16 protein-coding genes and 1 riboswitch are annotated in these 24,916 nt (G+C 42.0%); of the genes, 5 read left to right on the plus strand and 11 right to left on the minus strand.

Annotation, left to right across the window (positions count from 1 at the left end):
* Window positions 1–10: 10 nt before the first annotated feature.
* From metH to ACZYRN_RS15300, 5 genes are all read right to left on the minus strand, one after another.
* Window positions 11–3,451, minus strand: coding sequence for a methionine synthase (gene metH / locus ACZYRN_RS15280; protein WP_488912488.1), 3,441 nt, complete (start codon window positions 3,449–3,451; stop codon window positions 11–13).
* Window positions 3,432–5,291, minus strand: coding sequence for a bifunctional homocysteine S-methyltransferase/methylenetetrahydrofolate reductase (locus tag ACZYRN_RS15285; protein WP_488912490.1), 1,860 nt, complete (start codon window positions 5,289–5,291; stop codon window positions 3,432–3,434). The genes metH and ACZYRN_RS15285 overlap by 20 nt, the downstream gene beginning before the upstream one ends.
* Window positions 5,292–5,377: 86 nt before the next feature.
* A riboswitch (SAM riboswitch) is annotated at window positions 5,378–5,489 on the minus strand.
* A gap of 70 nt (window positions 5,490–5,559) precedes the next feature.
* Window positions 5,560–6,261 carry a hypothetical protein gene (locus ACZYRN_RS15290; protein ID WP_488912492.1) on the minus strand — a complete coding sequence of 234 codons (702 nt, stop codon included), beginning with the start codon at window positions 6,259–6,261 and terminating at the stop codon, window positions 5,560–5,562.
* 2 nt (window positions 6,262–6,263) lie between these two features.
* Window positions 6,264–7,124: an ABC transporter ATP-binding protein gene (locus tag ACZYRN_RS15295; protein WP_488912493.1), complete on the minus strand. Its 861-nt coding sequence runs from the start codon at window positions 7,122–7,124 to the stop codon at window positions 6,264–6,266.
* Window positions 7,121–7,492 carry a GntR family transcriptional regulator gene (locus tag ACZYRN_RS15300; protein ID WP_488912494.1) on the minus strand — a complete coding sequence of 124 codons (372 nt, stop codon included), beginning with the start codon at window positions 7,490–7,492 and terminating at the stop codon, window positions 7,121–7,123. Before ACZYRN_RS15300 ends, ACZYRN_RS15295 begins: the two co-directional genes overlap by 4 nt.
* Window positions 7,493–7,652: 160 nt before the next feature.
* Here ACZYRN_RS15300 and ACZYRN_RS15305 point away from each other — a divergent pair, with 160 nt between their 5' ends.
* Window positions 7,653–8,540: an EamA family transporter gene (locus tag ACZYRN_RS15305; protein ID WP_488912495.1), complete on the plus strand. Its 888-nt coding sequence runs from the start codon at window positions 7,653–7,655 to the stop codon at window positions 8,538–8,540.
* 71 nt (window positions 8,541–8,611) lie between these two features.
* On the opposite strand, the gene mreBH is transcribed toward ACZYRN_RS15305, so the two are convergent.
* Window positions 8,612–9,619, minus strand: coding sequence for a rod-share determining protein MreBH (gene mreBH, locus ACZYRN_RS15310; RefSeq protein ID WP_488912539.1), 1,008 nt, complete (start codon window positions 9,617–9,619; stop codon window positions 8,612–8,614).
* A gap of 316 nt (window positions 9,620–9,935) precedes the next feature.
* On the opposite strand from mreBH, the gene argF reads away from it, so the two are divergent.
* Together argF and ACZYRN_RS15320 are read left to right on the plus strand one after the other, a co-directional pair.
* A complete protein-coding gene (gene argF / locus ACZYRN_RS15315; RefSeq protein WP_488912496.1) occupies window positions 9,936–10,889 on the plus strand; it encodes an ornithine carbamoyltransferase in 954 nt (317 codons plus the stop codon).
* Between the two features lie 351 nt (window positions 10,890–11,240).
* Window positions 11,241–12,101, plus strand: a complete 861-nt coding sequence (locus tag ACZYRN_RS15320; RefSeq protein ID WP_488912498.1) for a LysR substrate-binding domain-containing protein — start codon at window positions 11,241–11,243, stop codon at window positions 12,099–12,101.
* 301 nt (window positions 12,102–12,402) lie between these two features.
* On the opposite strand, the gene ACZYRN_RS15325 is transcribed toward ACZYRN_RS15320, so the two are convergent.
* A complete protein-coding gene (locus tag ACZYRN_RS15325; protein ID WP_488912499.1) occupies window positions 12,403–13,881 on the minus strand; it encodes a glutamate synthase subunit beta in 1,479 nt (492 codons plus the stop codon).
* Window positions 13,882–13,898: 17 nt separating this feature from the next.
* On the minus strand, window positions 13,899–18,488 hold the full coding sequence (gltB, locus tag ACZYRN_RS15330) for a glutamate synthase large subunit (RefSeq protein WP_488912500.1): 4,590 nt from the start codon (window positions 18,486–18,488) through the stop codon (window positions 13,899–13,901).
* 130 nt (window positions 18,489–18,618) lie between these two features.
* On the opposite strand from gltB, the gene gltC reads away from it, so the two are divergent.
* Entirely contained in the window at window positions 18,619–19,524 is a 906-nt protein-coding gene (gene gltC, locus ACZYRN_RS15335; protein WP_488912501.1) for a glutamate biosynthesis transcriptional regulator GltC, read from the plus strand.
* A gap of 42 nt (window positions 19,525–19,566) precedes the next feature.
* Here the strand turns inward: gltC and ACZYRN_RS15340 are convergent, their stop codons facing one another.
* Both ACZYRN_RS15340 and ACZYRN_RS15345 read right to left on the minus strand, forming a co-directional pair.
* Complete coding sequence (locus ACZYRN_RS15340) at window positions 19,567–20,796, minus strand: aminopeptidase (RefSeq protein WP_488912503.1); 1,230 nt, start codon at window positions 20,794–20,796, stop codon at window positions 19,567–19,569.
* Window positions 20,797–20,849: 53 nt separating this feature from the next.
* On the minus strand, window positions 20,850–21,302 hold the full coding sequence (locus tag ACZYRN_RS15345; protein ID WP_488912504.1) for an Rrf2 family transcriptional regulator: 453 nt from the start codon (window positions 21,300–21,302) through the stop codon (window positions 20,850–20,852).
* Window positions 21,303–21,467: 165 nt separating this feature from the next.
* Between ACZYRN_RS15345 and hmpA the strand changes: the two genes are divergently transcribed.
* Window positions 21,468–22,667, plus strand: coding sequence for an NO-inducible flavohemoprotein (gene hmpA, locus ACZYRN_RS15350; RefSeq protein ID WP_488912505.1), 1,200 nt, complete (start codon window positions 21,468–21,470; stop codon window positions 22,665–22,667).
* A 39-nt stretch (window positions 22,668–22,706) separates the two neighbouring features.
* Here hmpA and ACZYRN_RS15355 read toward each other — a convergent pair whose 3' ends face one another.
* On the minus strand, window positions 22,707–24,722 hold the full coding sequence (locus ACZYRN_RS15355; RefSeq protein WP_488912506.1) for a bifunctional diguanylate cyclase/phosphodiesterase: 2,016 nt from the start codon (window positions 24,720–24,722) through the stop codon (window positions 22,707–22,709).
* Window positions 24,723–24,916 lie beyond the last annotated feature (194 nt).

Below are 24,916 nucleotides of genomic sequence, written 5' to 3' on the forward strand. Positions count from 1 at the left end.
ATTCTTTTTATTAAACGTTGAAATAACGTGCATCTGGATGAGCAAAGACAATCGCTGATACCGATGCTTCTGGTTCCATCATGTAGCCTTCTGTTAAAAGGACACCGATTTCTTCAGGTTTCAACAAGCTGAATAATTTTTCTTGATCTTCAAGGTTGGGACAGGCAGGGTAGCCGAATGAGAAACGCTGACCCTGATATTTGGCTGCGAATCGATCCCGCATAGTAAAATCGATTGGATCGGGGAAGCCCCACTGATCCCGCATTTCCTGATGGATGCGCTCCGCAAAACCTTCAGCCAGCTCCAGTGCAGTTGATTGGAGTGCATGGCTATCAAGAAATTTACCTTCATCGCGAAGTTTCATTGCTTTATTACGAACACCAAATCCAGCAGTTACAACGAAGAATCCAACGTAATCCATTTCACCGCTTTCAACTGATTTTAAATAGTCAGAGAGGCAGAGAAATGGTTCTTTCATTTGACGCGGGAATGTAAACCGCTCAATTTCCGTTTTTGAATCGGCTGGATCGTAAATGATAACATCATCTCCATGAGACTGGGCAGGGAAGAATTGATAGACGGCAGCTGTTTTTAAACCGCCGTCGTTTAAGAAGCCGGTTACTGTTTCGTGAAGATGGACAGCTTTTTCATTTTGCTCGGCTAATAAATTTTTCACGTTGCCTTTCATACCAAGATGATGCCCGATTAACGTCTGCATATTCACATACGGCTTTAAATGAGAGATGGAGTAATTCGGTAAAACACGGCGGCGTGTATCACGCGGCACAAGAACCGGAACATCTTCACGAACGGTTTTGACCGGTTTCGGTGCTACAGCGATAGCCTGTTCTTTCCTTTCATCACGGTATGCTTCAATTTCTTTCCGTTTTTCTTTTTTATCTTCCAGATCCTGCAGAAGCCCCACTTTTTGTTCAGCGTTTTGCAGCCGGTTTGCAAGATCAAGACCATCCATCGCATCTTTTGCGTAAAGAACGGGACCTTCATACTGAGGCGAAATTTTCGTTTCAGTGAATCGCCGTGACAATGCGGCACCGCCAACAAGAATGGGCACGTTAATATCAGCATCTTTAAAGTCTTGTGCGGTGATGACCATTTGCTGGGCTGATTTAACGAGCAATCCAGATAATCCGATTATGTCCGGTTTTTCTTTTCGAATGACCTCAATTAATTTTGCCGGCGTTACTTTAATTCCGACATCAATGACTTTGAAACCGTTGTTACTTAAAATAATATCGACAAGGTTTTTCCCGATATCATGCACGTCGCCTTTTACAGTAGCAAGAATGACTTTTCCTTTACCGGAATCATCTTCTTTTTTCTCCATAAACTGCTCAAGGTAGGAAACTGACGCTTTCATTACTTCAGCGCTTTGGAGTACTTCGGCAACGATTAGCTGATTGTCATTGAAAAGACGACCAACTTCGGCCATCCCTTTCATGAGCGGTCCATTAATAATATCGAGTGGTTCGTCGTACAGATCACGTGCTGCTTCAAGATCGGGAAGAAGGCCCTCTTTTGTACCTTCGACAACATAGTAGCTTAATCGCTCGGGTACCGTTTTAGGAATATCATCTTCTTTTTTTTCCTTTTTCTTGCCACGATAAAAGTTAGTAAAGTCTGCAAGTGTGTCATCTGTCGTTGTAAACAACAAGTCGTTCGCCATTTTAATTTCCGCTTCCGGAATGGAGGCGTAACGCTCCAGTTTTTCCGTGTTGACGATCGCATAGTCAAGTCCAGCCTGTGTACAGTGATACAAATACACAGCATTCAACACTTCACGGCCGACAGGAGGAAGGCCGAATGAGACGTTACTGACACCGAGAACAGTTAAACATTTCGGCAATTTTTCTTTAATAAGACGAATGCCTTCAATTGTTTCAACAGCAGAACCGATATATTGTTCATCACCGGTGCCGACAGGGAAGACGAGTGGATCGAAAATGATATCTTCCGGTGCAAGTCCCCATTTATGAACGAGCAAGTCATGTGAACGAATGGCAATTTCGAGTTTCCGTTCTCGTGTAACCGCCATCCCTGTTTCATCGATTGTACCGACAACAACAGCTGCTCCATACTGTTTTACAAGCGGCATAACAGCATCAAACCGTTCCTCGCCATCTTCTAAGTTAATGGAGTTAATAATGGCTTTCCCTTGTGAAAATTTCAATGCTTCTTCAATGACTTTTTCGTCTGTTGAGTCAATGACAAGCGGCACTTTCACTTTTTTTACGACTTCTTTCATGAATTCGGTCATGTCTTCTAGTTCTTCACGATCAGGGTTTGCGAGACAAATATCAATAACGTGTGCGCCGCCTTTTACTTGTGCACGGGCAATTTCAGCTGCTTCTTCAAATTTGCCCTCTACAATCAACCGTTTAAATTTACGTGAACCGATCACATTTGTACGCTCACCGATAAAAAGAGGACGCATGGAATCATCATATAAAAGCGGCTCAATACCGGAAACGGCGTGGCCATGAGGATTCTCAGGAGTTGTACGCGGCGCTTTATCTTTTACTACTTCGCGCATGACACGAATATGTTCCGGTGTCGTGCCGCAGCAGCCGCCCACAATATTTAACCAGCCTTTATCGGCAAATGCTCCAAGCTTTTTGGATAATGATTCAGGTGACTCGTGATAATTCCCTTCTTCATCCGGAAGACCGGCGTTCGGATAACAACTCACATAGCTTGTTGCCAAATCGGAAAGAGAACGGATGTGGTCGGTCATAAACTCTGGACCTGTCGCGCAGTTCAATCCGACCGACAATGGTTTAATATGTTCAATTGAAATGTAGAATGCCTCAATATTTTGTCCGGCAAGGGTAGTGCCCATCGGCTCAATTGTGCCAGAAATCATGACTGGTAATTCTTTTCCTGTTGCCTCAAACGCCTGTCTAATTCCAAGAGTGCCGGCTTTCACATTCAGCATGTCTTGGCTTGTTTCCATTAAAATTAAGTCGGAACCGCCTTCAATAAGTGCTTTTGCTTGTAATTCAAAGTTATCGACGAGTTCGTCAAAGGTAATGCCTCCTGTAACCGATAACGTTTTTGTTGTTGGTCCAATGGCGCCCGCAACGAATCGCGGCCATTCTGGAGTCGAAAATTCATTAGCCACTTTGCGGGCAATTTCAACAGCACGCAAGTTAATTTCATATGCTTTATGGCCAAGATCATATTCGTTTAGTACGACAGGAGTCCCGCCAAATGTATTGGTCGCAATAATATCTGCACCCGCATCTAAATATTCACGGTGAATACGTTCAATGACGTCGGGTTTTGTTAAATTCAAGTTTTCGTTACAGCCGTCGTAATCTTCTCCTCCGAAATCTTCCGGTGTTAAATCGGCGTTTTGAAGCATTGTCCCCATTGCTCCATCAATTAGGAGTATTCTCTTTTGAAGTTCTTTCTCAATTTGATGAGTCTGCATGAACAATCCCTCTCTCTTTTAATGCATCCAGTTCATTTATATAATGAATTAATTCTGTAGACATATCATAGCGTAAAAACGGTGTAATAATGTATATTCCGTTAAAAATTTGTGTTGCTGTATCAAGCAGTTCTTTCGCAATCTGTATACCTTCTCTAGCAGCACGCTCTTGATCATCGCCGCATGCACGCATTCTCTCCAGTGTCTCATCTGATAATTTAATACCGGGCACTTCATGGTGTAAAAATTCTGCATTGCGAATACTAGTTAATGGCATAATTCCGATGAATATAGGCGTTGATAAATGTTTTGTCGCTTCATATACGTCGACAATTTTTTCTTTCGTAAATACAGGCTGTGTAATAAAATAATCCGCACCGCATTCAATTTTTTTCTCCAATCTTTTCACGGCTCGTTCAAGAACACGGACGTTTGGATTGAATGCTGCCGCGACAGAAAAATTAGCTTTCTTTTTAAGCGGCTTACCCGAAAATGAAATTCCTTTATTCAACTGTTTAATAAGCTGAATAAGTTCAGGGCTTGATACGTCATAGACATCTGCTGCACCCGGGAAGTCCCCTATCTTTGTTGGATCACCTGTAATGGCAAGCACGTCATGAAGGCCGAGTGCGTCAAGTCCCATTAGATGAGACTGCAGCCCGATTAAATTGCGGTCACGACACGTAATATGGACAAGTGAGCGGACGTCATGCTGAAATTTTAATGTTGCACCCATCGCCATATTGCTGATGCGTGGGGAAGCAAGGGAGTTGTCCGCCATTGTGACGGCATCGACACCTGCGTCATACAATTTATTTGCACCTTCAATGAATTTTTCTGTGAGCAATGTTTTAGGTGTATCAAGTTCAACGATCACAGTCCGCTCCGTTTTCGCCTTGTCACAAATCGATACGTCTGTACTAGGTTTTGCTTCTTGAATGACAATCGGTTTTTTCGTTTTCACCTTTTTCTCCATTAAAGGAGGAAGGCCGGTCAGCCGTTTTTTGGCTGCTTCTATATGTTTCGGCGTCGTACCGCAGCATCCGCCAATCAACCGGACGCCTTCATTTCTCAAAAGGACAGCAGCACGGCCAAAATAATCCGCTTCTGATTCATAAACGATCCGGCCATCTTCCACATCGAGAAGACTTGCATTGGGATACGCGGATAGGAAGGCTTTTTCAGGCAGTGTTACGCCTTCAAACGCTTGAATCGTATGGAAAGGGCCGAGACGACAGTTAACTCCGACAACATCAGCGCCAATTCCTTCAAGACGGTGCAATGCCTCATTTAAGGATAATCCATTTTGCAAAACACCAGGCTCATGCATGGAAACTTGAGCAATAATCGGAACATCGCTCATTTCGCGTAAAACCTTTACGGATTCAGACAATTCTTCAAAATCGTAATATGTTTCAAATAAAATACCATCAGGGTCGCCAGAGAGGAGACTTTCTGCTTGTTCACGAACGGAGGCAATAATTTCCGCATTTGTTGCGGTGCTTTTGCGGATCCCGCGAATACCTCCGATTGTACCGAGAACGAACTGTCCACCGGGTGCAGCAGCCTTTTTTGCAATCTCGATTGCCGCGGCATTTAATTCCCGCGATCGGTTTTCAATGCCGTAACGAGCAAGCTTAATCGCATTGGCTCCATACGTATTCGTTTGAATCACATCAGCACCTGCTGCAATGTAATCTTTATGAATTTTTTCAATGATTTCAGGTTTTTCAGTATTTAATTCTTCATAGCAAAAGTCGATCCCATATGAATATAAAAGCGTGCCCATCGCCCCGTCAGCGGTAAGCACGTCTGTCTTGAGCTTATCGAGTAATGTCATTTTGTAAACGTCCCCTCTATATTTGAACTGAAAAAAGCCTTCCTAAATGCAAGAAGGCTTTTCAACGTGTATGTGTTGTCTGTTCCTTCTCATCTTCCAGACTTAAGTTTAGCAGTCTGCTGGATTTAGCACCTGACCTGTTTCGGCTGGTTGCTGAAGCGTCCGTGGGCCAGTACCCTCAGCTTCTCTTGATAAGAATAGGCTATTAAGTTATATGAATAATTAAAATTATCATATCGTGTCGAATCGGTTCAGTCAAGAACAAATTTCACTGTGTAGACGGGTGAATCGACGTTTTTCGAATGAACGGCCACGTAATGAAAAAACAAATAACACCAATGAAAAACAAAATAACAAAATCCATCAAGACGGCATTGCTGGAATTGCTAAAAAGAAATGATCCGATTTTTGTTTGAATAGAAGGAATCATCAGCATTAAACCGGAAAAAGCTAAAAACGAAAGGCCAATCGTTTTGCCGAATCGAAAGAAGATCACTCCAATTAAAAATGCTGTGGCGAGAAAAAAGAAAGAAAGCAATATGTCCACAACAGTGGCAGTTAAAAGAGAAGGAGACGTGGACAGTAAATCGGATAATCTGAAAAAATGAACAGTTTTCAAATTTAAAACGTTTCCTGCTAAAATGGCCAGTTCCACTAAAATGGTGTGAATAACGCCCATTAAAATTGAAGTAATGAGAAACGAAAGCCCAATGCCCGCTAAAAACTGGTTGCGAGTGGCACCACGCCGAATACAGTACGGCAAGCTATCTTTTACGGCAATAAACCCGGTAATTGCCAAATAAACGAATACGGCAATCGATGTGCCGCCCATATACACTTCGCCCTCCGTAAACGAATAAGCAAAGATAATGGAAAGCAGCACCGTGCTGGCAAGAATGATCCAGAACCCACTGGCTGCTTTTTTCGTTCCGGTCCATTCGTAGTGAATAACCGCTTTTACGTTGTTCATCATTATTTACCCCCTGTATGAGAATCGGTTAAGTGAACCATTAGTTCTTGAATCGGAATAGAATCTGTGTCAAGACGGTACAGTTCCGCTTCATCACGGTTCCATTTAGCGCCGTATACGTAAGCTGTCGCGCGTCCGGCAAATTCTTTATGGTGTAGAGGTGCTTTTCCACTCAAATATTCTGTCACATCTTTTTTCGTCCCAGTAATCGAAAAGCTCATCGCACGTAATGTTTCCACATCTTCATGAAGAAGAAGTGATCCATCGTGAACGATAAACACCTCTTCAAATAATTTTGCCGCTTCATCAATGAGGTGGGTGGAAAGGATAAACAGTCGCGGCCCGCGTTCATATTCTTCTATGAGTAAATCATAAAAACGGCTGCGCGCAGCGGCATCGAGTCCGATGTATGGTTCATCGAAAATTGTCACGGGTGAATAACTGGCCAGTCCAACTGTAATGCCAAGCCCCGATTCCATTCCTTTGGACAGGCTTTTTACTTTTTTTGCTTTTTTTAAATGAAAGAGGTCAAGAAGTTCCTCTGCCCGTTCTTGATTCCAATTTGGATAAAAGAGAGAGGCGGACTTCAATGTTTCTTTAATTGTAAAATCTTTTTTGAAATTGCCGCTTTCATTGATCAAACAGACATTGTTTGGCTGTACAAACGGTGAGGCTCCGTTTACAATAATTGACCCATTATCCGGAAAAATGCAGCCGGCCATCATATTAAGAGCTGTTGTTTTGCCGGCTCCGTTTCGGCCGAGCAGTCCGACAATTTTTGGGCCATTCATTGTGAAAGACAGACTGCTTAACGCTGTCTGTGATCCGAATTTTTTCCTCACGTTATCGAAATGAACATTCATGACGGAAGTCCTCCTTTTTTAATCATCGATTCCAGTTCTTCTTGAGAAATATCTAATTTAATTGCTTCATTAATAAGCGGTACGATGTAGGTCTCATAAAACTGTTTCTTTCGTTTTCTAGCTACTTGCTCTTTCGCTCCGTCTGATACAAACATGCCAATCCCCCTTTTTTTAAATAAAATGCCTTCATCGACAAGCCGATTAATGCCTTTGGCAGCGGTTGCCGGATTGATTTGATAATGCGCTGCAAATTCATTTGTGGATGGAACGCGGCTGCCTTCGGGAAATGTATTGTTTAAAATCCCGCTTTCCAGCTCTTCAGCAATTTGAATGAAAATCGGTTTTGAATCGTCCAGTTTTGCGCTCAATGGATAACCTCCTTCTCTTGTTAATTGGTTATTTACTTATGTAATTAACTATATTGGTGATGGTTGTTTTTGTCAACTGTAAAAGAAAAATATATTTGCGGGGCAGCAAACTCAGACGTATACTTGCCTATAGAAAACTTGTGATAGAGGAGAGAGAGAAGTGGGAATAAAAAGATTTGGTTATTCCTTTTTAGTATTGTTAGGTGCCTGCAGTTATGGGGTGCACGGACCGATTATAAAAATGGCTTCCAACGCCGGTTACAGTTCTTCTGATATTGTTAGTGCACAGTATTTAATAGGTGTTCTTTTTTTAGCGGCAGCATGGCTGTTTATGCCAAAAAGAAACATGTCAATTAAGCTGTGGGGAGAATTGCTTGGTACCGGAGTTCTTTTAAGTGTAACGGGCTTATTGTATGCGATTTCGATTGCACAACTGTCTGCATCGGCTGCGGTCATTTTGCTTTTTCAATTTGTTTGGATGGGCATTGCAATTGAATCTATTCAGTTGCGCACATTACCGGAAAGAGGGAAAGCGGTATCAGTTGTTTTAATTTGGATAGGCACTTTTTTAGCTGCCCGGTCAAGTGAGGCAATCGATTGGTTTTCCCATCCACTTGGCGTTTTGTGCGGGTTATTAAGCGGATTAACATTTGCCCTTTTTATATTTTTCAGTGGCCGTTCTGGAAAAGGAGTACCGGCTGTGCAACGGAGTCTAATTATGTCAATCGGGGGCTTATTGGTGATTTTGATAATGAATTCTCCCGCTTTTTTGCTTGATGGGACATTTACAGGCGGACTATGGCAATATGGACTGCTGAGTGGGCTTTTTGGAGCCGTTCTTCCCGTGTTATTTTTCGCAGCAGGCACACCGAAAATTGGTTCAGGAACAGCAACGATTTGTGGAGCAGCCGAACTTCCTGCTGCTATTGTCGCCGCTTGGCTGTTTGTTGGAGAGCAAGCAACAAACGTTCAAACTGCTGGCGTATTGATTATATTAGCGGCCATTATTCTCCCGCAGTGGAAGCTGAAGCGAACGGCGTATAGCTGAAAAAAGCAGCCCGGCATGTTGATGAAATCCTACAACATGCCGGGCTGCTTTTATGATTTTCTGTCAAAATCTTAAGACGTGACCTTTTGCAATTTTTTTAATACGTGAAGAGAGCGACCGGTGCCGATTGCAACACATTCGAGCGGATTCGGTGCAAGGTGAACGGGGACGATAATTTCTTGTGAAAGCCATTCTTGAATACCATTTAGCAGGGAACCGCCACCGCTAAGGATAACTCCGCGATCAACAATATCTCCACTTAATTCAGGCGGTGAGGATTCAAGAGTGACACGGATTATTTCTAAAATAGCCAGCAGCGATTCGCGGAGTGCCTGTTGAATTTCATAGGAGCTGACGACAACTGTTTTTGGCAGTCCCGTAACGAGGTCGCGTCCACGCACATCCATTTTTACTTCTTTATGTTCAATCGGTGCATAGCCAATTTCCATTTTGACCTTTTCAGCTGTTCTTTCACCAATTAACAAATTGTATGCTTTACGAATATATTGAATGATGTCTTCATCTAATTTGTCACCGGCAAGACGAAGTGAATTACACGAGACAACGCCGCCGTATGAAATGATGGCAACTTCTGTTGTACCGCCGCCAATATCCACGATTAAGTTGGCAATCGGCTCTTCTACAGGCAGATCGGCTCCGATGGCAGCTGCTACCGGTTCTTCAATCAAATGAACGGTTCTCGCGCCGCTTGATTTAATCGCATCTTGAATGGCACGCCGTTCTACACTCGTAGCGCCCGACGGTGTACAGACAACCACGGTCGGCTTACGAATAGCAAAGCCAGCTGCCTTGCTGGCTTTTTTCATCAGTTCTTTTAACATTTGAGCTGTAATATCAAAGTCAGCAATGACCCCATCTTTCATCGGACGTACAGCGGTAATTCGTCCCGGCGTTTTGCCAATCATTTCTTTTGCTTCTGTGCCGACTGCAAGCACTTTTTTCGTATGTACATCAATGGCAACAACAGACGGCTCATTTAAAATAATCCCTTTATCTTTACTGTAAACGAGCAAATTTGCTGTTCCCAGGTCGATTCCAATTTCTGCTTGACCTAACATATCATTCATTCCTCCAAACGGCATTTTTTTGCCTTTGCTTATTATAAATAAGAAAAAGAAAGGGTGTACATGGGACGAAAAGAGGAACCTTGTTATGTTACAGGTATGACAAAGAAAAAAGTTGTCCTTTCAATAAGAGAGGAGACTTCTGTTACCGAAACTTAAATTTTGTCATGATCCAGATCGGACTATTGACTTATGTGTAAGGTGCACGATTAATTGCTGAAAAATTATTAAGAAAAGGTTGTATTTTAATTCTTTATAGTGTATAAATATAAGTATAGATAAAAGGTGACGACACGTCGGGGTGACTTTTATGATGACGATAGAACAAATAAAGAAGCAGAATATGCAAGGCAGGGATATGCTTAAACTGCTTGACTTTAGTATTGAAGAAGTGCAGGCGCTCGTTTTGCTTGCTGACGATATGAAGAAAAAGAAAGAAAAATATATGGATGCCCTAAAAGGACAAATTTTGGGGATGATTTTCGAGAAACACTCAACAAGAACGCGTGTTTCATTCGAAGCTGCAATGCTTCAATTAGGCGGACATGGAATGTTTTTAAGTTCAGACAACTTACAAGTTGGACGTGGGGAAACGATTGAAGATACAGGAAAAGTGCTTTCTGGTTATCTTGATGGCATTATGATTCGTACACACGGACATGACCGTATTGAAATGCTCGCAGATGCTGCTTCAATCCCGGTTATTAACGGACTGACAGACTTATATCATCCGTGCCAGGCACTTGCTGACTTACTTACTGTATATGAATATAAAGGCGGATTTAAAGGCTATAAAATGGTCTATATCGGCGATGGCAACAACGTAGCGCATTCATTGATGATTGGTGCGGTTATGATGGGAATGGACTTTACGTTATCGGCTCCGAAAGGGTACGAAGCAGATGCGGATATCATTCAAAAGTCAAAAGAAATTGCAGCGCAAACAGGTGCAGTACTTGAATTTACAGAAGATCCGGTTCTCGCTGTCAAAGGTGCTGATTTCATCTATACGGACGTCTGGACAAGTATGGGACAGGAAGAAGAGACTGCACTGCGTTTGAAAGCATTTGGACCGTACCAAGTAAATGAAACATTGTTTGCGGAGGCGAACGAGGGATGTAAATTTATGCATTGTCTGCCAGCACATCGCGGTGAAGAAGTATCAGCGGGTGTAATGGATGGTGACTCGTCTATTGTGTTCCAGCAGGCTGAAAACCGAATGCATGCACAAAAAGCGGTTTTATATAGTTTGATGAAAAAATAAAAAACTTGTTCAGCCGTTATTGGAGAATGACTGGACGCTAAACAGTACTTAACTTCAGCCGTTATTGGAGAATGGCTGATCCAATTAAATATTCAAGCATTCAGCCGTTATAGAAGAACGCTGAATGCTTTTTTTTATAGATAAAAAAGACAAGAATGCTCAATAAAACAGAATTAGGAACGTCATTCCATTTACAAATTCTTTTTGTTTCCATATTTACATAGCTAATATAGCCTTTTTCATTTAATAACCTGCTTTCTTATTTTCATTTCATGTTAAAATAAAAAAGTAGAAAGAAAGTTAATACTTTTTATCTAAATGATAAGTAATCAATTATGATGGTGGGCGAAAATGGAGCAAAAACTAAAAGTATTTTTAACAGTAGTCAAACATATGAATTTTTCACGAGCTGCAGAAGAGCTATTTATTACACAGCCAGCAGTCAGTCAGTATGTGAAATCGTTGGAAGATGAACTGGGCATAAAGCTTATTGACCGAACAAATAAGAAGATTCGTCTGACAAAAGCCGGAAGCCTTGTTGCTTATTATGGAGGCGAGATTTCCACGTTGAATGAGAAGATGAAGCAGGCGGTAGAAGATTTGGCCGGTGAAGTGAAAGGAAAGCTTTCAGTTGGAGCAAGTTATTCATTTGGTGAATATATTTTGCCGCATATTGTAGCTGACTTTTTGGGGAAATTTCCATCCGTTGATCCTTTTATATCAATTGGCAATACGCATGAAATTGCTGAAAAAGTCATTCATGATGAGATTGATCTTGGTATCGTGGAAGGAACTATCTCGTCTAGCAAGTTAATTGCTGAAAAAATTGCCACAGATCGTATGTTTGTTATTAAAGGGAAAAAAGAACATATTGAAAAACGTATCCATTTAAATGAAGAAACTTGGATTGTCCGTGAACAAGGATCCGGTACGAGAGAAGCATTTGAATGGTTTGCGAAGAAAAATGGTATTCAACCGTTGAAAATTTTAGAATTTGGCAGTACACAAATTATTAAAGAAGCAGTAGAGGCAGGGCTTGGCGTCGCACTTTTATCAGAGTGGACGATTCGCAATGAACTGGAACTCGAGAAATTAAAAATTGTTGGCGGTGGCAGCCTTTATTATGAACGGAATTTTTATGCCATTATCCGTGATACACCGTTTATGACAAAAACAGCTGAAACGTTTTTGCACTTTTTGCGGAGAGGCTAGCATATTGCTGGTCTTTTTTTATATTGGTCAGAAAGTGCAGGTGAACGAATAAAATACCCCGCTCACAAATAGGAAGCAGGGTATTTTATTTAAAATTTGGCTCTGTTATAGAACGTTGTTGATTTTTGACTCAATTTAGCTCCAGCTCAACGAAACGCCTGGAGAAAGCTCGTTTTTTCCTTCGTTTGATCAAGCTAGAGCAACCTTCCAAGCTTAGCTAAAAAGCACCCAGGAACTGCGGTTTCAGGTGCAATGAGCCAAAACTCATTTTATTAGCAATATTGTTTAATACAGCCTAAAATTAAGGTAATTTTGTTTCACCCATTAAGTAACGATCTGTTTCACGTGCTGCTTCGCGTCCTTCGTGAATCGCCCATACCACAAGGCTTTGTCCGCGGCGCATATCACCGGCAGCAAAAATGCCATCTTCGTTCGTTTTGTATTTTCCATATTTCGCACGTACGGTATTGCGGGCTGTCGTATCGACTCCGAAGTGATTTGCTAACGGCATATCTGTCCCGCTGAAACCGATGGCGACTAGCACAAGCTCCACAGGCCATATTTGTTCGCTTCCTGGAATTTCAGTCATTGTATAACTGCCGTCTTCAAGATAGGTTTTTTCCATATGGGCAGTATGAAGCTCTTTTAATTTTCCTTGTTCATCCGCAACGAATTTTTTCGTTGAGATTAAATATTCACGCGGATCTTCGCCGTATACAGCTGCTGCTTCTGCGTACGCATAATCAAGCGTAAATGTATTCGGGTACTGCGGCCATGGGTTGTTTCCTTTACGGGCGACAGTCTGACGTTCATGTTTACCGAACTGAACGACACTTTTCGCCCCTTGACGAATCGCCGTCGCAACACAATCAGCACCTGTATCACCGCCGCCGATAACGATGACGTTTTTGCCTTCTGCAGAAATGATATTTTCATCCGTTTGATCAAGGAGCCCTTTAATGCTTTTCGTCAAATATTCCATTGCGAGGTAAATGCCGTCAGCTTCGCGCCCCTCGATTACGATGTCGCGGTGTGTCTGTGCGCCAGCACATAAAATGACCGCATCATATTCTTCTTTTAACTGTTCTTTTGTAATATCTTTGCCAATCGTTGTATTCACAACAAATTCAATGCCTTCGTTTTTTAATAAATTTACACGGCGTTCGACTGCTTCTTTTTCAAGTTTCATGGAAGGAATTCCGTACATTAAGAGACCACCGATACGGTCATCACGTTCAAATACTGTGACAAGATGACCCGCTTTGTTTAATTGGTCTGCAGCTGCCAGTCCTGCAGGGCCTGAACCAACAACGGCAACGTGTTTTCCTGTGCGGCGTTTTGGCGGGTTTGGCACGATCCATCCTTCTTCAAACCCTTTGTCGATAATCGCTTTTTCAATCGATTTAATCGCAACAGCCGGGTCGTTAATCGCGACTGTACAAGACCCTTCACAAGGAGCCGGACAAACGCGGCCCGTGAATTCGGGGAAGTTATTTGTTTTCACGAGACGGTCAAGCGCTTCTTTCCATCGTCCGCGGTAGACAAGGTCGTTCCATTCTGGAATGAGGTTGTAAAGCGGGCAGCCAGACGGCGTTCCTCCAATCATCTGTCCTGTATGGCAGAAGGGAGTCCCGCAGTCCATGCAGCGGGCTCCTTGAATGCTTAATTCTTTTTCGGGAAGGACTGTCGTATATTCTTTCCAATCTTTGACGCGCTCGACGGGATTCCGTCCTGGAGCGGTTTTACGGTCATATTCGATAAAGCCAGTTGCTTTCCCCATTGAGTCATTCTCCTTTCTTACACATTTTCAATAACAGGCACTTTTTTCTCCGTAAATGCTGCGTATTTTGCCTCAGATTGCTGTAAACCTTGTTCTTTAAAATAAGAAATGGCTTTCATCATGTCTTTATATTCGTGAGGGATTACACGGATAAAGTGTTTTTTTTCTGATTCCCATTTTTCTAAAATCGAAATGGCAAGCGGGCTTCCTGTCCACTGGATATGGCTTGCAATTAACGCCTTTACTTCTGCTTCTTCCTGTGCATTTTCGAGTGACTCTGTTAAGACCATTTCACGGTTAATCAAACGTTCTTGCTTCTCGCGGTTTGGTGCATACAAGTAGGCAATACCGCCAGACATGCCCGCTGCAAAGTTACGGCCTGTTTCGCCGAGAATGACAACGCGCCCGCCAGTCATATACTCACATCCATGATCGGTAATCCCTTCAACAACGATATTCGCGCCGCTGTTCCGGACAGCAAAACGTGTGCCGGCACGGCCGTTAATAAAGGCTTCTCCATTTGTTGCCCCATATAAGTTTACATTTCCACAAATCGCCTGTTCGTGCGGTACAAGGTTCATATCAAGTTGAGGACGAACGATTAAGCGGCCGCCTGATAATCCTTTGCCAAAATAATCATTTGCATCGCCATTAACAGTAAACGTCAATCCTTTCGGAAGGAAAGCGCCAAAGCTTTGGCCGGCAGAGCCATTAAAAGTGAATTGAATAGTGTTGTCAGGAAGACCATCTGCCCCATAAGCGTTCGTGACCGCAGAACCCGTAATTGTACCTGTAGTCCGGTCTGTATTGATAATGTCAAATTCACCACATACGACTTCTTTATTTTCAAGAGCAGGACGGATCGCTTCTAATAGAAGACGGCGGTCAATTGTACGCTCTAATTTATAATCTTGGTCTTTCGTTTTGAACTGTTTTTGCCCTGATTTAAGCGGTGTCATATATAAAAGAGGGAACAGGTCCAAATATTTTGCTTTCCAGTGCGAATCTTTGCGTGCGTGCGGCTTTAGTACTTGCTTTTGTCCAATCATTTCATTGATTGTCCGGAAACCGAGTTCTGCCATAATTTCACGCATTTCACGTGCAACAAATGTTAAATAGTTGACGACATGTTCCGGTTCGCCTGTGAACTTTTTGCGAAGTTCTGGATTTTGCGTTGCTACACCAACGGGACATGTATCCATATGGCAGACGCGCATCATCACACAGCCGAGAATAACAAGCGGTGCTGTCGCAAAGCCGAATTCTTCTGCGCCAAGTAATGCTGCGATGATGACATCCCGGCCATTCATTAATTTTCCGTCTGTTTCGAGCGTTACCTTTTCGCGCAAACCATTCATAAGAAGCGTTTGATGTGTTTCAGCCAGACCAATTTCCCACGGGATCCCGGCATGTTTAATACTCGTTTTTGGTGATGCACCCGTTCCGCCTTCGTAGCCGCTAATGAGAATGACATCCGCTAATCCTTTTGCTACACCAGCAGCAATTGTACCGACACCGGATTTGGCGACAAGCTTAACATTAATACGTGCTTCTTGATTTGCATTTTTTAAGTCGTATATAAGCTGTGCTAAATCTTCAATCGAATAAATGTCATGGTGAGGAGGAGGGGAAATCAAGCCTACTCCAGGCGTCGAGCCGCGTGTTTCCGCAATCCATGGATACACTTTTTTACCGGGAAGGTGACCGCCTTCACCTGGCTTCGCTCCTTGGGCCATTTTAATTTGAATTTCATTTGCTGTATTTAAATATTCGCTTGTGACACCAAATCGGCCTGATGCAACTTGTTTGATGGCACTGTTTCGTATATCGCCATTTTCATCTGGATGGTAACGAACAGAATCTTCGCCGCCTTCACCGCTGTTACTTTTGCCGCCAAGACGGTTTAATGCAATTGCAAGTGATTCATGCGCTTCTTTACTGATTGAACCGTATGACATTGCACCCGATTTGAATCGTTTGAAAATATCTTCAAGCGGCTCCACTTCTTCCAGAGGAATCGATGGACGAGCTGTGAAATCAAGATCTAATAGACCGCGAAGGAACATAATGTTTTCTTCGTTTGCCATTTCGGAAAATTTCTTATATAACTCATAATTGTTCGTTCTTGCTGCATGCTGAAGCATATGGATGGTTTTCGGATTGAACGCATGTTTTTCACCAGTGCGTCTCCACTGGAATTCCCCGCTTGAATCGAGCGTCGGATCATTAAATTCACTTTTGTTATATGCATCGTGATGACGAGCAAGTGTTTCTTCTAAAATGACATCTAATGTAATACCGCTAAGCGCTGTCGTTGTACCGGTAAAATAAGTTTCGATGACATCATGACCGACACCGACCGCTTCGAAAATTTGAGCCCCACGGTAACTTTGTACGGTTGAGATACCCATTTTTGCCATCACTTTAATGATGCCGCTCGTTGCTGCATAAGAATAATTTTTTTCGGCCTCCTCAGCGGAAAGGTTAGTAATCGTCCCGTTTGCAATCATCGCACGGATCGAGGCAATACCTAAATACGGATAAATGGCATCGGCACCGTAGCCAATCAAGCAACAAAATTGATGAACGTCGCGTGCTTCGGCTGTATCCAGTACAATACTTACATTTGTGCGGCGTCCTGCTTGGATTAAATGCTGGTGAAGGCCGCTTATAGCAAGCAATGCTGGAACGGCAGCCTTTTTATTTGTCACACCGCGGTCTGATAAAATAATGATCGATGCCCCGTTATCGATTGCTGCATTTGCTTCGGTGAACAGGCGGGCCATTGTCTGTGAAAGGGCTTTTTGCTCTTTAATATTGAAAAGAAGGGACAATGTTGCTGTTTTAAAAGCATCTTCTTTGTTAAAGGCAATTTTATTCCATTCTTTTTCACCAAGAATCGGTGTTTCGAGTCGTATACGCCGGCTATTTCGTGCCGAAGGAGCCAGAATATTTCCTTCATTACCAAGGAGGGTCATCGCAGAGACGACATTATCTTCACGAATCGCATCAATTGGCGGGTTTGTTACTTGCGCGAACAGCTGCTTGAAGTAGTTGTATAACAGTTGCGGGCGTTCGGATAAAACAGCAAGAGGTGCATCATAACCCATTGACCCAATAGGATCGGTTTTCTCAACGGCCATTGGTGCAAGTTGTTTCGTTAATTCATCATACGTATAACCAAATACCTTTTGAAGATTTAGAATTTCCTCTTCGCTATATACTTCCTCTGGGTTGGCTGTTTGTTCCAAATCTGAAATGTGTAGTAAATTTTCATTTAGCCATTTGCGGTAAGGCTCAGCTGTCGTAATTTCTTGTTTAATTTCCGCGTCAGATACAATCCGGCCTTTTTCTAAATCGACAAGCAGCATTTCACCGGCACTGACGGTTTCTTTCTTCACGATTCGCTTTTCATCAACTTCAATTGTACCTACTTCAGAAGAGTAAATAATATGATCATCATCTGTTACGTAATAACGTGCGGGGCGCAGTCCGTTTCGGTCTAAGATGGTTCCGATTTGGCGGCCGTCTGTAAAGGAAATCGATGTTGGGCCGTCCCATGGCTCCATTAAACAGCTGTGGTATTCATAGAAGGCAAGTTTCGGATCGGCCATGTGAGGATCACGGTCCCACGGTTCTGGAATTAACATCATCGCTGCATGGGGAAGAGAGCGTCCAGATAATGTTAAAAATTCAATGGCGTTATCAAGCATGGCCGAGTCGCTTCCATTTGTATCGATAACCGGCAAAAGATGCTCGTATTGATGGCCGAATAGTTTGGAGTAACCGGCTTTTTCGCGGGACTGCATCCAACTAACGTTGCCGCGGTTTGTATTGATTTCGCCGTTGTGGATTAAATAGCGGTATGGATGCGCGCGTTCCCAGCTTGGGAATGTATTTGTGCTAAAACGGGAATGAACGAGCGAGAAGGCAGATTGATAGTCATCTTTAGAAAGGTCAATGTAATATTGATCGATTTGCTCAGGTGTTAGCATACCTTTATAAATAATCGTTCTTGTTGAGAAGCTTGGAATGTAAAAGGAGCCTTTAATATCGGGATTGTTTCTAGCTTCATTTTCAATACGTTTTCTTGCGATATATAGCGCCCGTTCAAATTCTTTTTCCGTTTCGTGCTTTTTGTTTTTTTCAACAAACAATTGCATGACATAAGGAGCGATTACGAGTGCCTCTGGACCCGCAGCCTCTTGATTAACGGGGACATCGCGCCATCCGAGCAGTTTTAATCCTTCTTCGTGAAGAATGAGTTCAGTCTCCACTTGAATTTGTTCACGCTGTTTTTTATTTCTAGGCAAAAAGAACATACCAATTGCATAGTCGAAAGGAGCAGGTAAACAAATGTTCAATGGTTCACATACTTTACGGAAAAAATTATCGCAAATTTGTAGCATAATTCCTGCACCGTCGCCTGTTGTACCATTCAAGTTGCCGCCGCGATGTTCAAGACGGCAAAGCATATGAATACCATCTTTTACAATTTTATGAGAAGGACGTCCTTTTATATTAGCAATAAAACCGATCCCACATGCATCATGTTCATTAGCGGGATCATATAAGCCTTGTTTTTCTGGATAACCGTAAAGATTCATGTTGTGCACCTCCAAAATTGAAATCATTTTCTCTGTTAATATTTATTGTAAAGATGATAAATGATACAATCAATATATTGTTATCGGTTTTTTGATCTCATATTGATATGAATTGGAAGGAGGAGTAAATATGGAGATGCGCCAAATTAAATATTTTATGGAAGTGGCAAAAGAAGAACATGTTACAGAAGCGGCCCATCGCCTCCATGTCGCTCAATCTGCTGTCAGCCGGCAAATCGCTAAATTGGAAGATGAACTTGGTGTAGAACTATTTTCGCGCGAAGGGAGAAGTGTCCGCCTGACGCATGCGGGCAAGATTTTTTTACAACATGCAGAAACTGCAATGGACGCGATGGATAAAGCGGTGCAGGCGGTTGACGACTATTTAAATCCAGAAGCAGGGAAAATTCGGCTCGGTTTTCCGAACTCGCTGGCGACAAAAACGTTACCACGCGTGATTTCGGCATTTCGCAGTCAATACTCGGATGTTGGTTTCGATTTTAAACAAGGGTCAAACCGTGAATTGCGTGAACTTGTTCAAGGAGGAGAAATTGATTTGGCGTTCGTTTCACCTGTTCCAGACCCGTCACTGGAAATTGAGACAAACACTTTTTTCTGGGAACATATGCGTGCGCTTATCCCAACACATCATCATTTGGCAAAACAAGAATCACTTAATTTGCGTGATTTAATGGATGACCAGTTCGTTCTATTCCGTACCGGTTATGATATGCGTGCCCTTGTCATTGAAGCGTGCCGTCAAGTCAATTTTGAACCATCCGTTGCATTTGAAAGCGAGGACGTTTACACGATTAAAGGCCTTGTAGAAGCGGGGCTTGGTGTGAGTCTGCTTCCAGAAACACTGCTCATTGATCAGACACCAATGGGTACGGTTAGTATTCCAATCAGTGTGCCACGCGTGACGAGAACAGTGGGGGTAATTATTTCAAAAAAAAGACCTTTGCCGCCATCCGAAAAACTCTTTTATGAATTTCTAATTCAATATTACAATCGACTAAATGAATTCAGTTTTTAAAAAAAGGACACTGGTGTTTAATCAGCCAGTGTCCTTTTTCATTCATGCCCAGTTTCCATTGCGGAAAACGGGTTCACGTGTGCCATCTTGTTTAATCCCATCGATATTCATGTCGGCAGAACCAATCATAAAATCAACATGTGTAATGCTTGTATTAAGGCCGTTTTCCTCTAGTTCTTCCTGTGACATCGCTTTGCCGCCTTCAATACAAAACGCGTATGAGCTGCCGATTGCTAGATGATTCGATGCATTTTCATCAAATAATGTATTAAAGAATAAAATACCGGCATTCGAAATAGGGGAATCGTGCGGGACGAGTGCAACTTCACCTAAATAATGAGCACCCTCATCTGTTTCAATGAGCTGCTGTAAAACATCTTCTCCTTCATCTGCTGTCACATTGACAATACGTCCGTTTTCAAATGTAACGGTAAATCCGTTAATAATATTTCCGGCGTAGCTAAGCGGTTTCGTCGCTTTCACATATCCGTTTACGCCCGTCTTAACCGGTACGGTAAACACTTCTTCAGTTGGCATGTTCGCCATAAATGAATGGCCCTGTTCACTGATACTGCCGGCACCGACCCATAGATGATTATCAGGCAGATCAATCGTTAAATCTGTTCCTGGGGCAGTGTAGTGAAGGGTTTTGAAATGTTTTTTATTTAATACGGCAACTTTTTCGCAAAGACGGGCATCATGTTCCTTCCATGATTGAACCGGGTCGTTGTGATCGGCTCGAACCGATTTGAAGATGGCCTCCCATAGGGCGGGAATACGCTCTTCTTCAGGTAATTCAGGAAAGACTTTATTTGCCCATTCTTTTGACGGAGCTGCAATGACGGTCCAGCTCACTTTGTCGGATTGAATGTATTCGCGATATTTTTTCAGTGCGGTACCCGCTGTTTTTTGATACGCAGCGATCCGCTTTGAATCAACGCCCTTCAATAAATCAGGACTTGAAGAAATAACGGACATAAAAGCGGCACCTTCTTCCGCGAGTGTTTCCATCATGAGCTTGTTCCATACGGGAAATTCATTAAATGCCTCATCAGGTGCAAGAGTATACTTTAAACGAGAAATCGTGTCATCACTCCAGTCAACATAGACGTGTTTTGCGCCTGCTTCATATGCTTTTTGAACGATCAGACGAACAAGTTCAGCAGCATCGAGTGTCGCGCGTACAACAAGAGATTGACCGGGCTGTATATTGACGCCGGTTGTTACGGAAAGCTGTGCGTATTTTTCAAGCTGTTTATGAAAAGTAGTCATATGAAATTCTCCTTTATATTAGATAGTGAATTCATTGTAACAAAAAGAACGCATCATTGTTTGAATGATGCGCCGGAATTCAATAGTGCTTGAAGCATGTCTTTATTCGTTAACAAGTCGGCGAGCATGTAACGGTCAAGCACCCCAAGATACGCCTGCAGCGCTTCAAATAAAACGTGTTTTAGCCCACAGACAGGAGTGATAATACACCTGTTTTTTTCCTCGGAAAAGCATTCCACAATGTGAAAATCATCTTCTGTTTTCCGGACAACCGCCCCAATATTGATGTTTTCGGGGTTCATCGCCAGCCGGATGCCCCCATTACGGCCTCGGACTGTTTCAATATAGCCAAGTTTGCCGAGCTCATGAATCACTTTCATTAAATGGTTTTTAGAAATATTATAAGCATCAGCAATTTCTTTTATATTGGATAGCTTGTCTTCATTAGACGAGCCAAGGTAAATTAAAACACGCAGCGAGTAGTCAGTATATAATGTTAATTTCATAATTCTCACCTATCCTGTCTATTATTATGTCACGGGCAGCGATCAAGTGCAATTGTGAACATTTTTTTAAAGATGTATTTTATATATTGCTTTTTTAGCTTTTATTCGGTATAAATAAGATATAAATAAAATACATCTTTAAAAGATGACTTGGAGGGAACTATCATGCTATCACAAAAAACAATTGATATCGTTAAATCAACCGCTCCTATTTTAGAAACACACGGTGTTGACATTACAACTTATTTTTATAAAACAATGTTTGAAGCACATCCTGAACTACTAAATATTTTTAACCACGCGAATCAATCACAGGGCCGTCAGCAGACCGCTCTTGCGAATACAGTGTACGCGGCTGCGCAGCATATTGACCAGTTAGAAGTGCTTCTTCCAGCAGTGAAGCAAATTGCTCAAAAGCATCGCAGTTTAGCGGTAAAACCAGAACATTATCCAATCGTTGGTGAATACTTGTTAAAAGCGATTAAAGGAGTACTTGGTGATGCAGCAACAGATGAAATCATCGGGGCATGGGGCGAAGCGTATGGTGTGATCGCTCAAGTGTTTATTGATATTGAAAAAGAAATGTATACAGAAGCGGCTGAGAAGTCAGGTGGATGGGAAGACTTTAAAGAATTTATCGTTGAAAAGAAAGTAATGGAAAGTTCACTGATTACCTCTTTTTATTTAAAAGCTAAAGATAATGTATCCGTTCCGTGGTATTTGCCAGGGCAGTACATTACAGTGCGTTTATCCATTCCGGGGCACAAGTATTTATTGAACCGCCAGTACAGTCTGTCTCAAGCACCGGGAAGCGACACTTTCCGCATTTCTGTCAAAAGGGAAGCGGATCATAATCCACAGGGGAAAGCATCAAATTACCTTCATGATCGATTAAATGTGGGTGATACGATAGAAGTAAGCGCACCTGCTGGTGATTTCTTTTTAGAAAAAGGAGAACAGCCAGTCGCATTAATCTCAGGTGGTGTTGGAATTACTCCGATGATGGCAATGCTTGGTTCAATTGCAGAACATGAGCCGAATCGCAAAACAGTATTTGTCCATGCCGCGCGTAATAAAGATGCACATGCATTTGGCGAAGAAGCAGGGGCTCTCGTTGAAAAGCTAAATGATGGAAAAATGTATATTGCCTATGAAGCGAAAAAAGATAAGTCGGAAGTGTGTGACATTACGGGTTATATAAGCCGCGAATTTTTACAGCAGGCTATTGATTCAAATAGCGTATGCTACGTGTGTGGACCGATTCCATTTATGCGTGCGGTCGTTGGTCATTTGAAGGCCAGTGGCTTTAGCGAAAACAATATTAAATACGAATTTTTTGGACCGGCACTGGCTTTGGAGGCGTAAAATAAAAGCAGGGAATCTCATGAGATTCCCTGCTTTTATTTATAATATGCCTTCTTTTCGGCCATATCGGATATCAAGTACATCTGCCCGTTCCGGTTTGCTAATAAAATAGCCTTGTATGAAATCGCAATCAAGCTCTTTCAAGACGTTCAGTTGCTCTTCCTTTTCAACACCTTCTGCAATGACGGTGAGGCCAAATAACTTAGCAAGTTGAATGATCATTTCCACGAGAGCTTTATCTTCGTAAGAGGTATGCACGTCGTCGATAAATGATTTGTCAATTTTTAATGTGTGAATTGGCAGCATTTTTAAATATGTCAGGGAGGAGACGCCGGTTCCAAAGTCATCGAGCGAAATGGATATTCCTTCCTTTTTTAATGTATCAATAACATTGAGTGCACTATCAAACTGTTGCATAATAGATGTTTCAGTAATTTCTAATTCAAGATATTTGGCGTTAAGATCATGTGTCTGTAATGTGTGCTTGACGATGTCAATTAGGCGATCGGATAAAAACATCGGTGCCGAAATGTTGACGGCTATACGTTCAATCAGATGTTGATTATGCTGCCATATTTTCATCTGGCCGCATGCTTCGTTTAAAATCCACTTTGTTAAATCAAAAATAAAGCCATTTTTCTCAGCGATCGGAATGAATTTTGCGGGTGAAACGAAGCCGTGCACCGGGCTTTCCCAGCGAACGAGCACTTCAGCAGAATCAATTTTTCCAGTATAAAGATTGAATTTTGGCTGGTAGCATAAATAAAATTCTCCATTTTCAAGAGCACTGCGAAAGCTCATAGCAAGTTGCCGTTCTGTATCCTGATTGTGAAAAGTAGAATTATATACAACAATTTCATTTTTACCGTTGTTTTTCACATGACGCAGAGCCTGCTCTGCGTTTACGATTAAAACGTTACAATTAGACCCGTGTTCCGGTGCTAGTGCAACTCCGGCGGAAAATGTAATAGATGTTGGTTCGCCAAATGCATGAAATGACTTCAGAAGCGAACAGAACTGTTTCGATAACAATGTACGGATTTCTTGATGACTGAATGTGCCAGGAATGGCAACAGCAAATTTATTCCCTTCGATGCGGGCCGCAATGCTATTTTCCTTTATTGATTTTTTTAATCTTAGTGCAAATTCAGTCATCAGCTCATTGCCGCTCTCATATCCATATGTTTCATTTATCCATTTAAAATTGTCGATATCGATAATAACTACAGCGATTGGCAAATTCAAAGGGGTTGTCCGCGCATGAACAAATCGCTCGAGGCTGCGTCGATTAGGCAGGTTTGTTAAATCATCTGTATAGGCAAGTCGCATGGCTGTTCTTCGGTCTAGAAAAGAAAGCATTGTAATAAAAAAGAAAAGCATACCAGCAGGCAATAAAATAAGTACAATTAACATATCTGAGGAAGATTGATTTTGCTCCGGGATCACAAATCCTTCCGGTACATAAAATTCAGCTGAATACATGCCTATGTATTGCATAGCGCTGATGGCAGCAGCCATTAAAAGCGACGCGGTGATTTTTATTCGACGATCGCGCTTTTGAGTAAAATAGTAAAAGAAACGAAGTGCTGCATATGAGGCTGCAATAGTAATTGTTATGGCTAAAGAACGATAAAAGGGTTTATAAATGATCTCACTATCGATTACGAGAGCCATCGTGCCTATATAGTGCATTAAGAAACTACCAAGGCTGATAATAATTGAAGCAACGCTAAAAGTCCACCAGCTTTTGTTTATTTTATAAAGAATGTAAAAAGCAGCGTATGCTGCTAAAATAGCAGGAATTATCGATAGAATCGTTAAAGAGGTGTTGTACTGAATTGGAATTGAAAAAGCCATCATGCTGACAAAATGCAGCATCCAAATGGTCAATCCCATGGATAGTGAGGCTGTTATGAGCCATATATTCGTACTTCCCCGGATGATTGAATGAACGATTCGTTCATTTATCGTTAATGTTACATAGAAACCGATAACGGCAATCAAAATGGATAGCGCAACGATATTATATTCATAAAAATATGGTAATGTTATCATGGGTGAATTGACCTCATTTAGTATAGTCATTTCATTTTAACAGACGAATGTAAAATGATGAACAGAATTTTGTTAAGTTTATAATTCGATATAATAAAAGTAGAAATTTCACTCTTAGAGCATTCTCTTTTTTGTCAAGAACGTGTAGAATAATGGTGAAATATAGTCGGAAAGTAGACTGATAGAAATAGGAT

The sequence above is a fragment of the Domibacillus sp. F004 genome, assembly GCF_057814295.1.

Excerpts from the sequence above, each read along its gene's own strand:
- metH (WP_488912488.1), bottom strand. The coding sequence starts at position 3,451 with ATGCAGACTCATCAAATTGAGAAAGAACTTCAAAAGAGAATACTCCTA.
- ACZYRN_RS15285 (WP_488912490.1), bottom strand. The coding sequence starts at position 5,291 with ATGACATTACTCGATAAGCTCAAGACAGACGTGCTTACCGCTGACGGG.
- ACZYRN_RS15290 (WP_488912492.1), bottom strand. The coding sequence starts at position 6,261 with ATGAACAACGTAAAAGCGGTTATTCACTACGAATGGACCGGAACGAAA.
- ACZYRN_RS15295 (WP_488912493.1), bottom strand. The coding sequence starts at position 7,124 with ATGAATGTTCATTTCGATAACGTGAGGAAAAAATTCGGATCACAGACA.
- mreBH (WP_488912539.1), bottom strand. The coding sequence starts at position 9,619 with ATGTTAGGTCAAGCAGAAATTGGAATCGACCTGGGAACAGCAAATTTG.
- argF (WP_488912496.1), top strand. The coding sequence starts at position 9,936 with ATGATGACGATAGAACAAATAAAGAAGCAGAATATGCAAGGCAGGGAT.
- ACZYRN_RS15320 (WP_488912498.1), top strand. The coding sequence starts at position 11,241 with ATGGAGCAAAAACTAAAAGTATTTTTAACAGTAGTCAAACATATGAAT.
- ACZYRN_RS15325 (WP_488912499.1), bottom strand. The coding sequence starts at position 13,881 with ATGGGGAAAGCAACTGGCTTTATCGAATATGACCGTAAAACCGCTCCA.
- gltB (WP_488912500.1), bottom strand. The coding sequence starts at position 18,488 with ATGAATCTTTACGGTTATCCAGAAAAACAAGGCTTATATGATCCCGCT.
- gltC (WP_488912501.1), top strand. The coding sequence starts at position 18,619 with ATGGAGATGCGCCAAATTAAATATTTTATGGAAGTGGCAAAAGAAGAA.
- ACZYRN_RS15340 (WP_488912503.1), bottom strand. The coding sequence starts at position 20,796 with ATGACTACTTTTCATAAACAGCTTGAAAAATACGCACAGCTTTCCGTA.
- ACZYRN_RS15345 (WP_488912504.1), bottom strand. The coding sequence starts at position 21,302 with ATGAAATTAACATTATATACTGACTACTCGCTGCGTGTTTTAATTTAC.
- hmpA (WP_488912505.1), top strand. The coding sequence starts at position 21,468 with ATGCTATCACAAAAAACAATTGATATCGTTAAATCAACCGCTCCTATT.
- ACZYRN_RS15355 (WP_488912506.1), bottom strand. The coding sequence starts at position 24,722 with ATGATAACATTACCATATTTTTATGAATATAATATCGTTGCGCTATCC.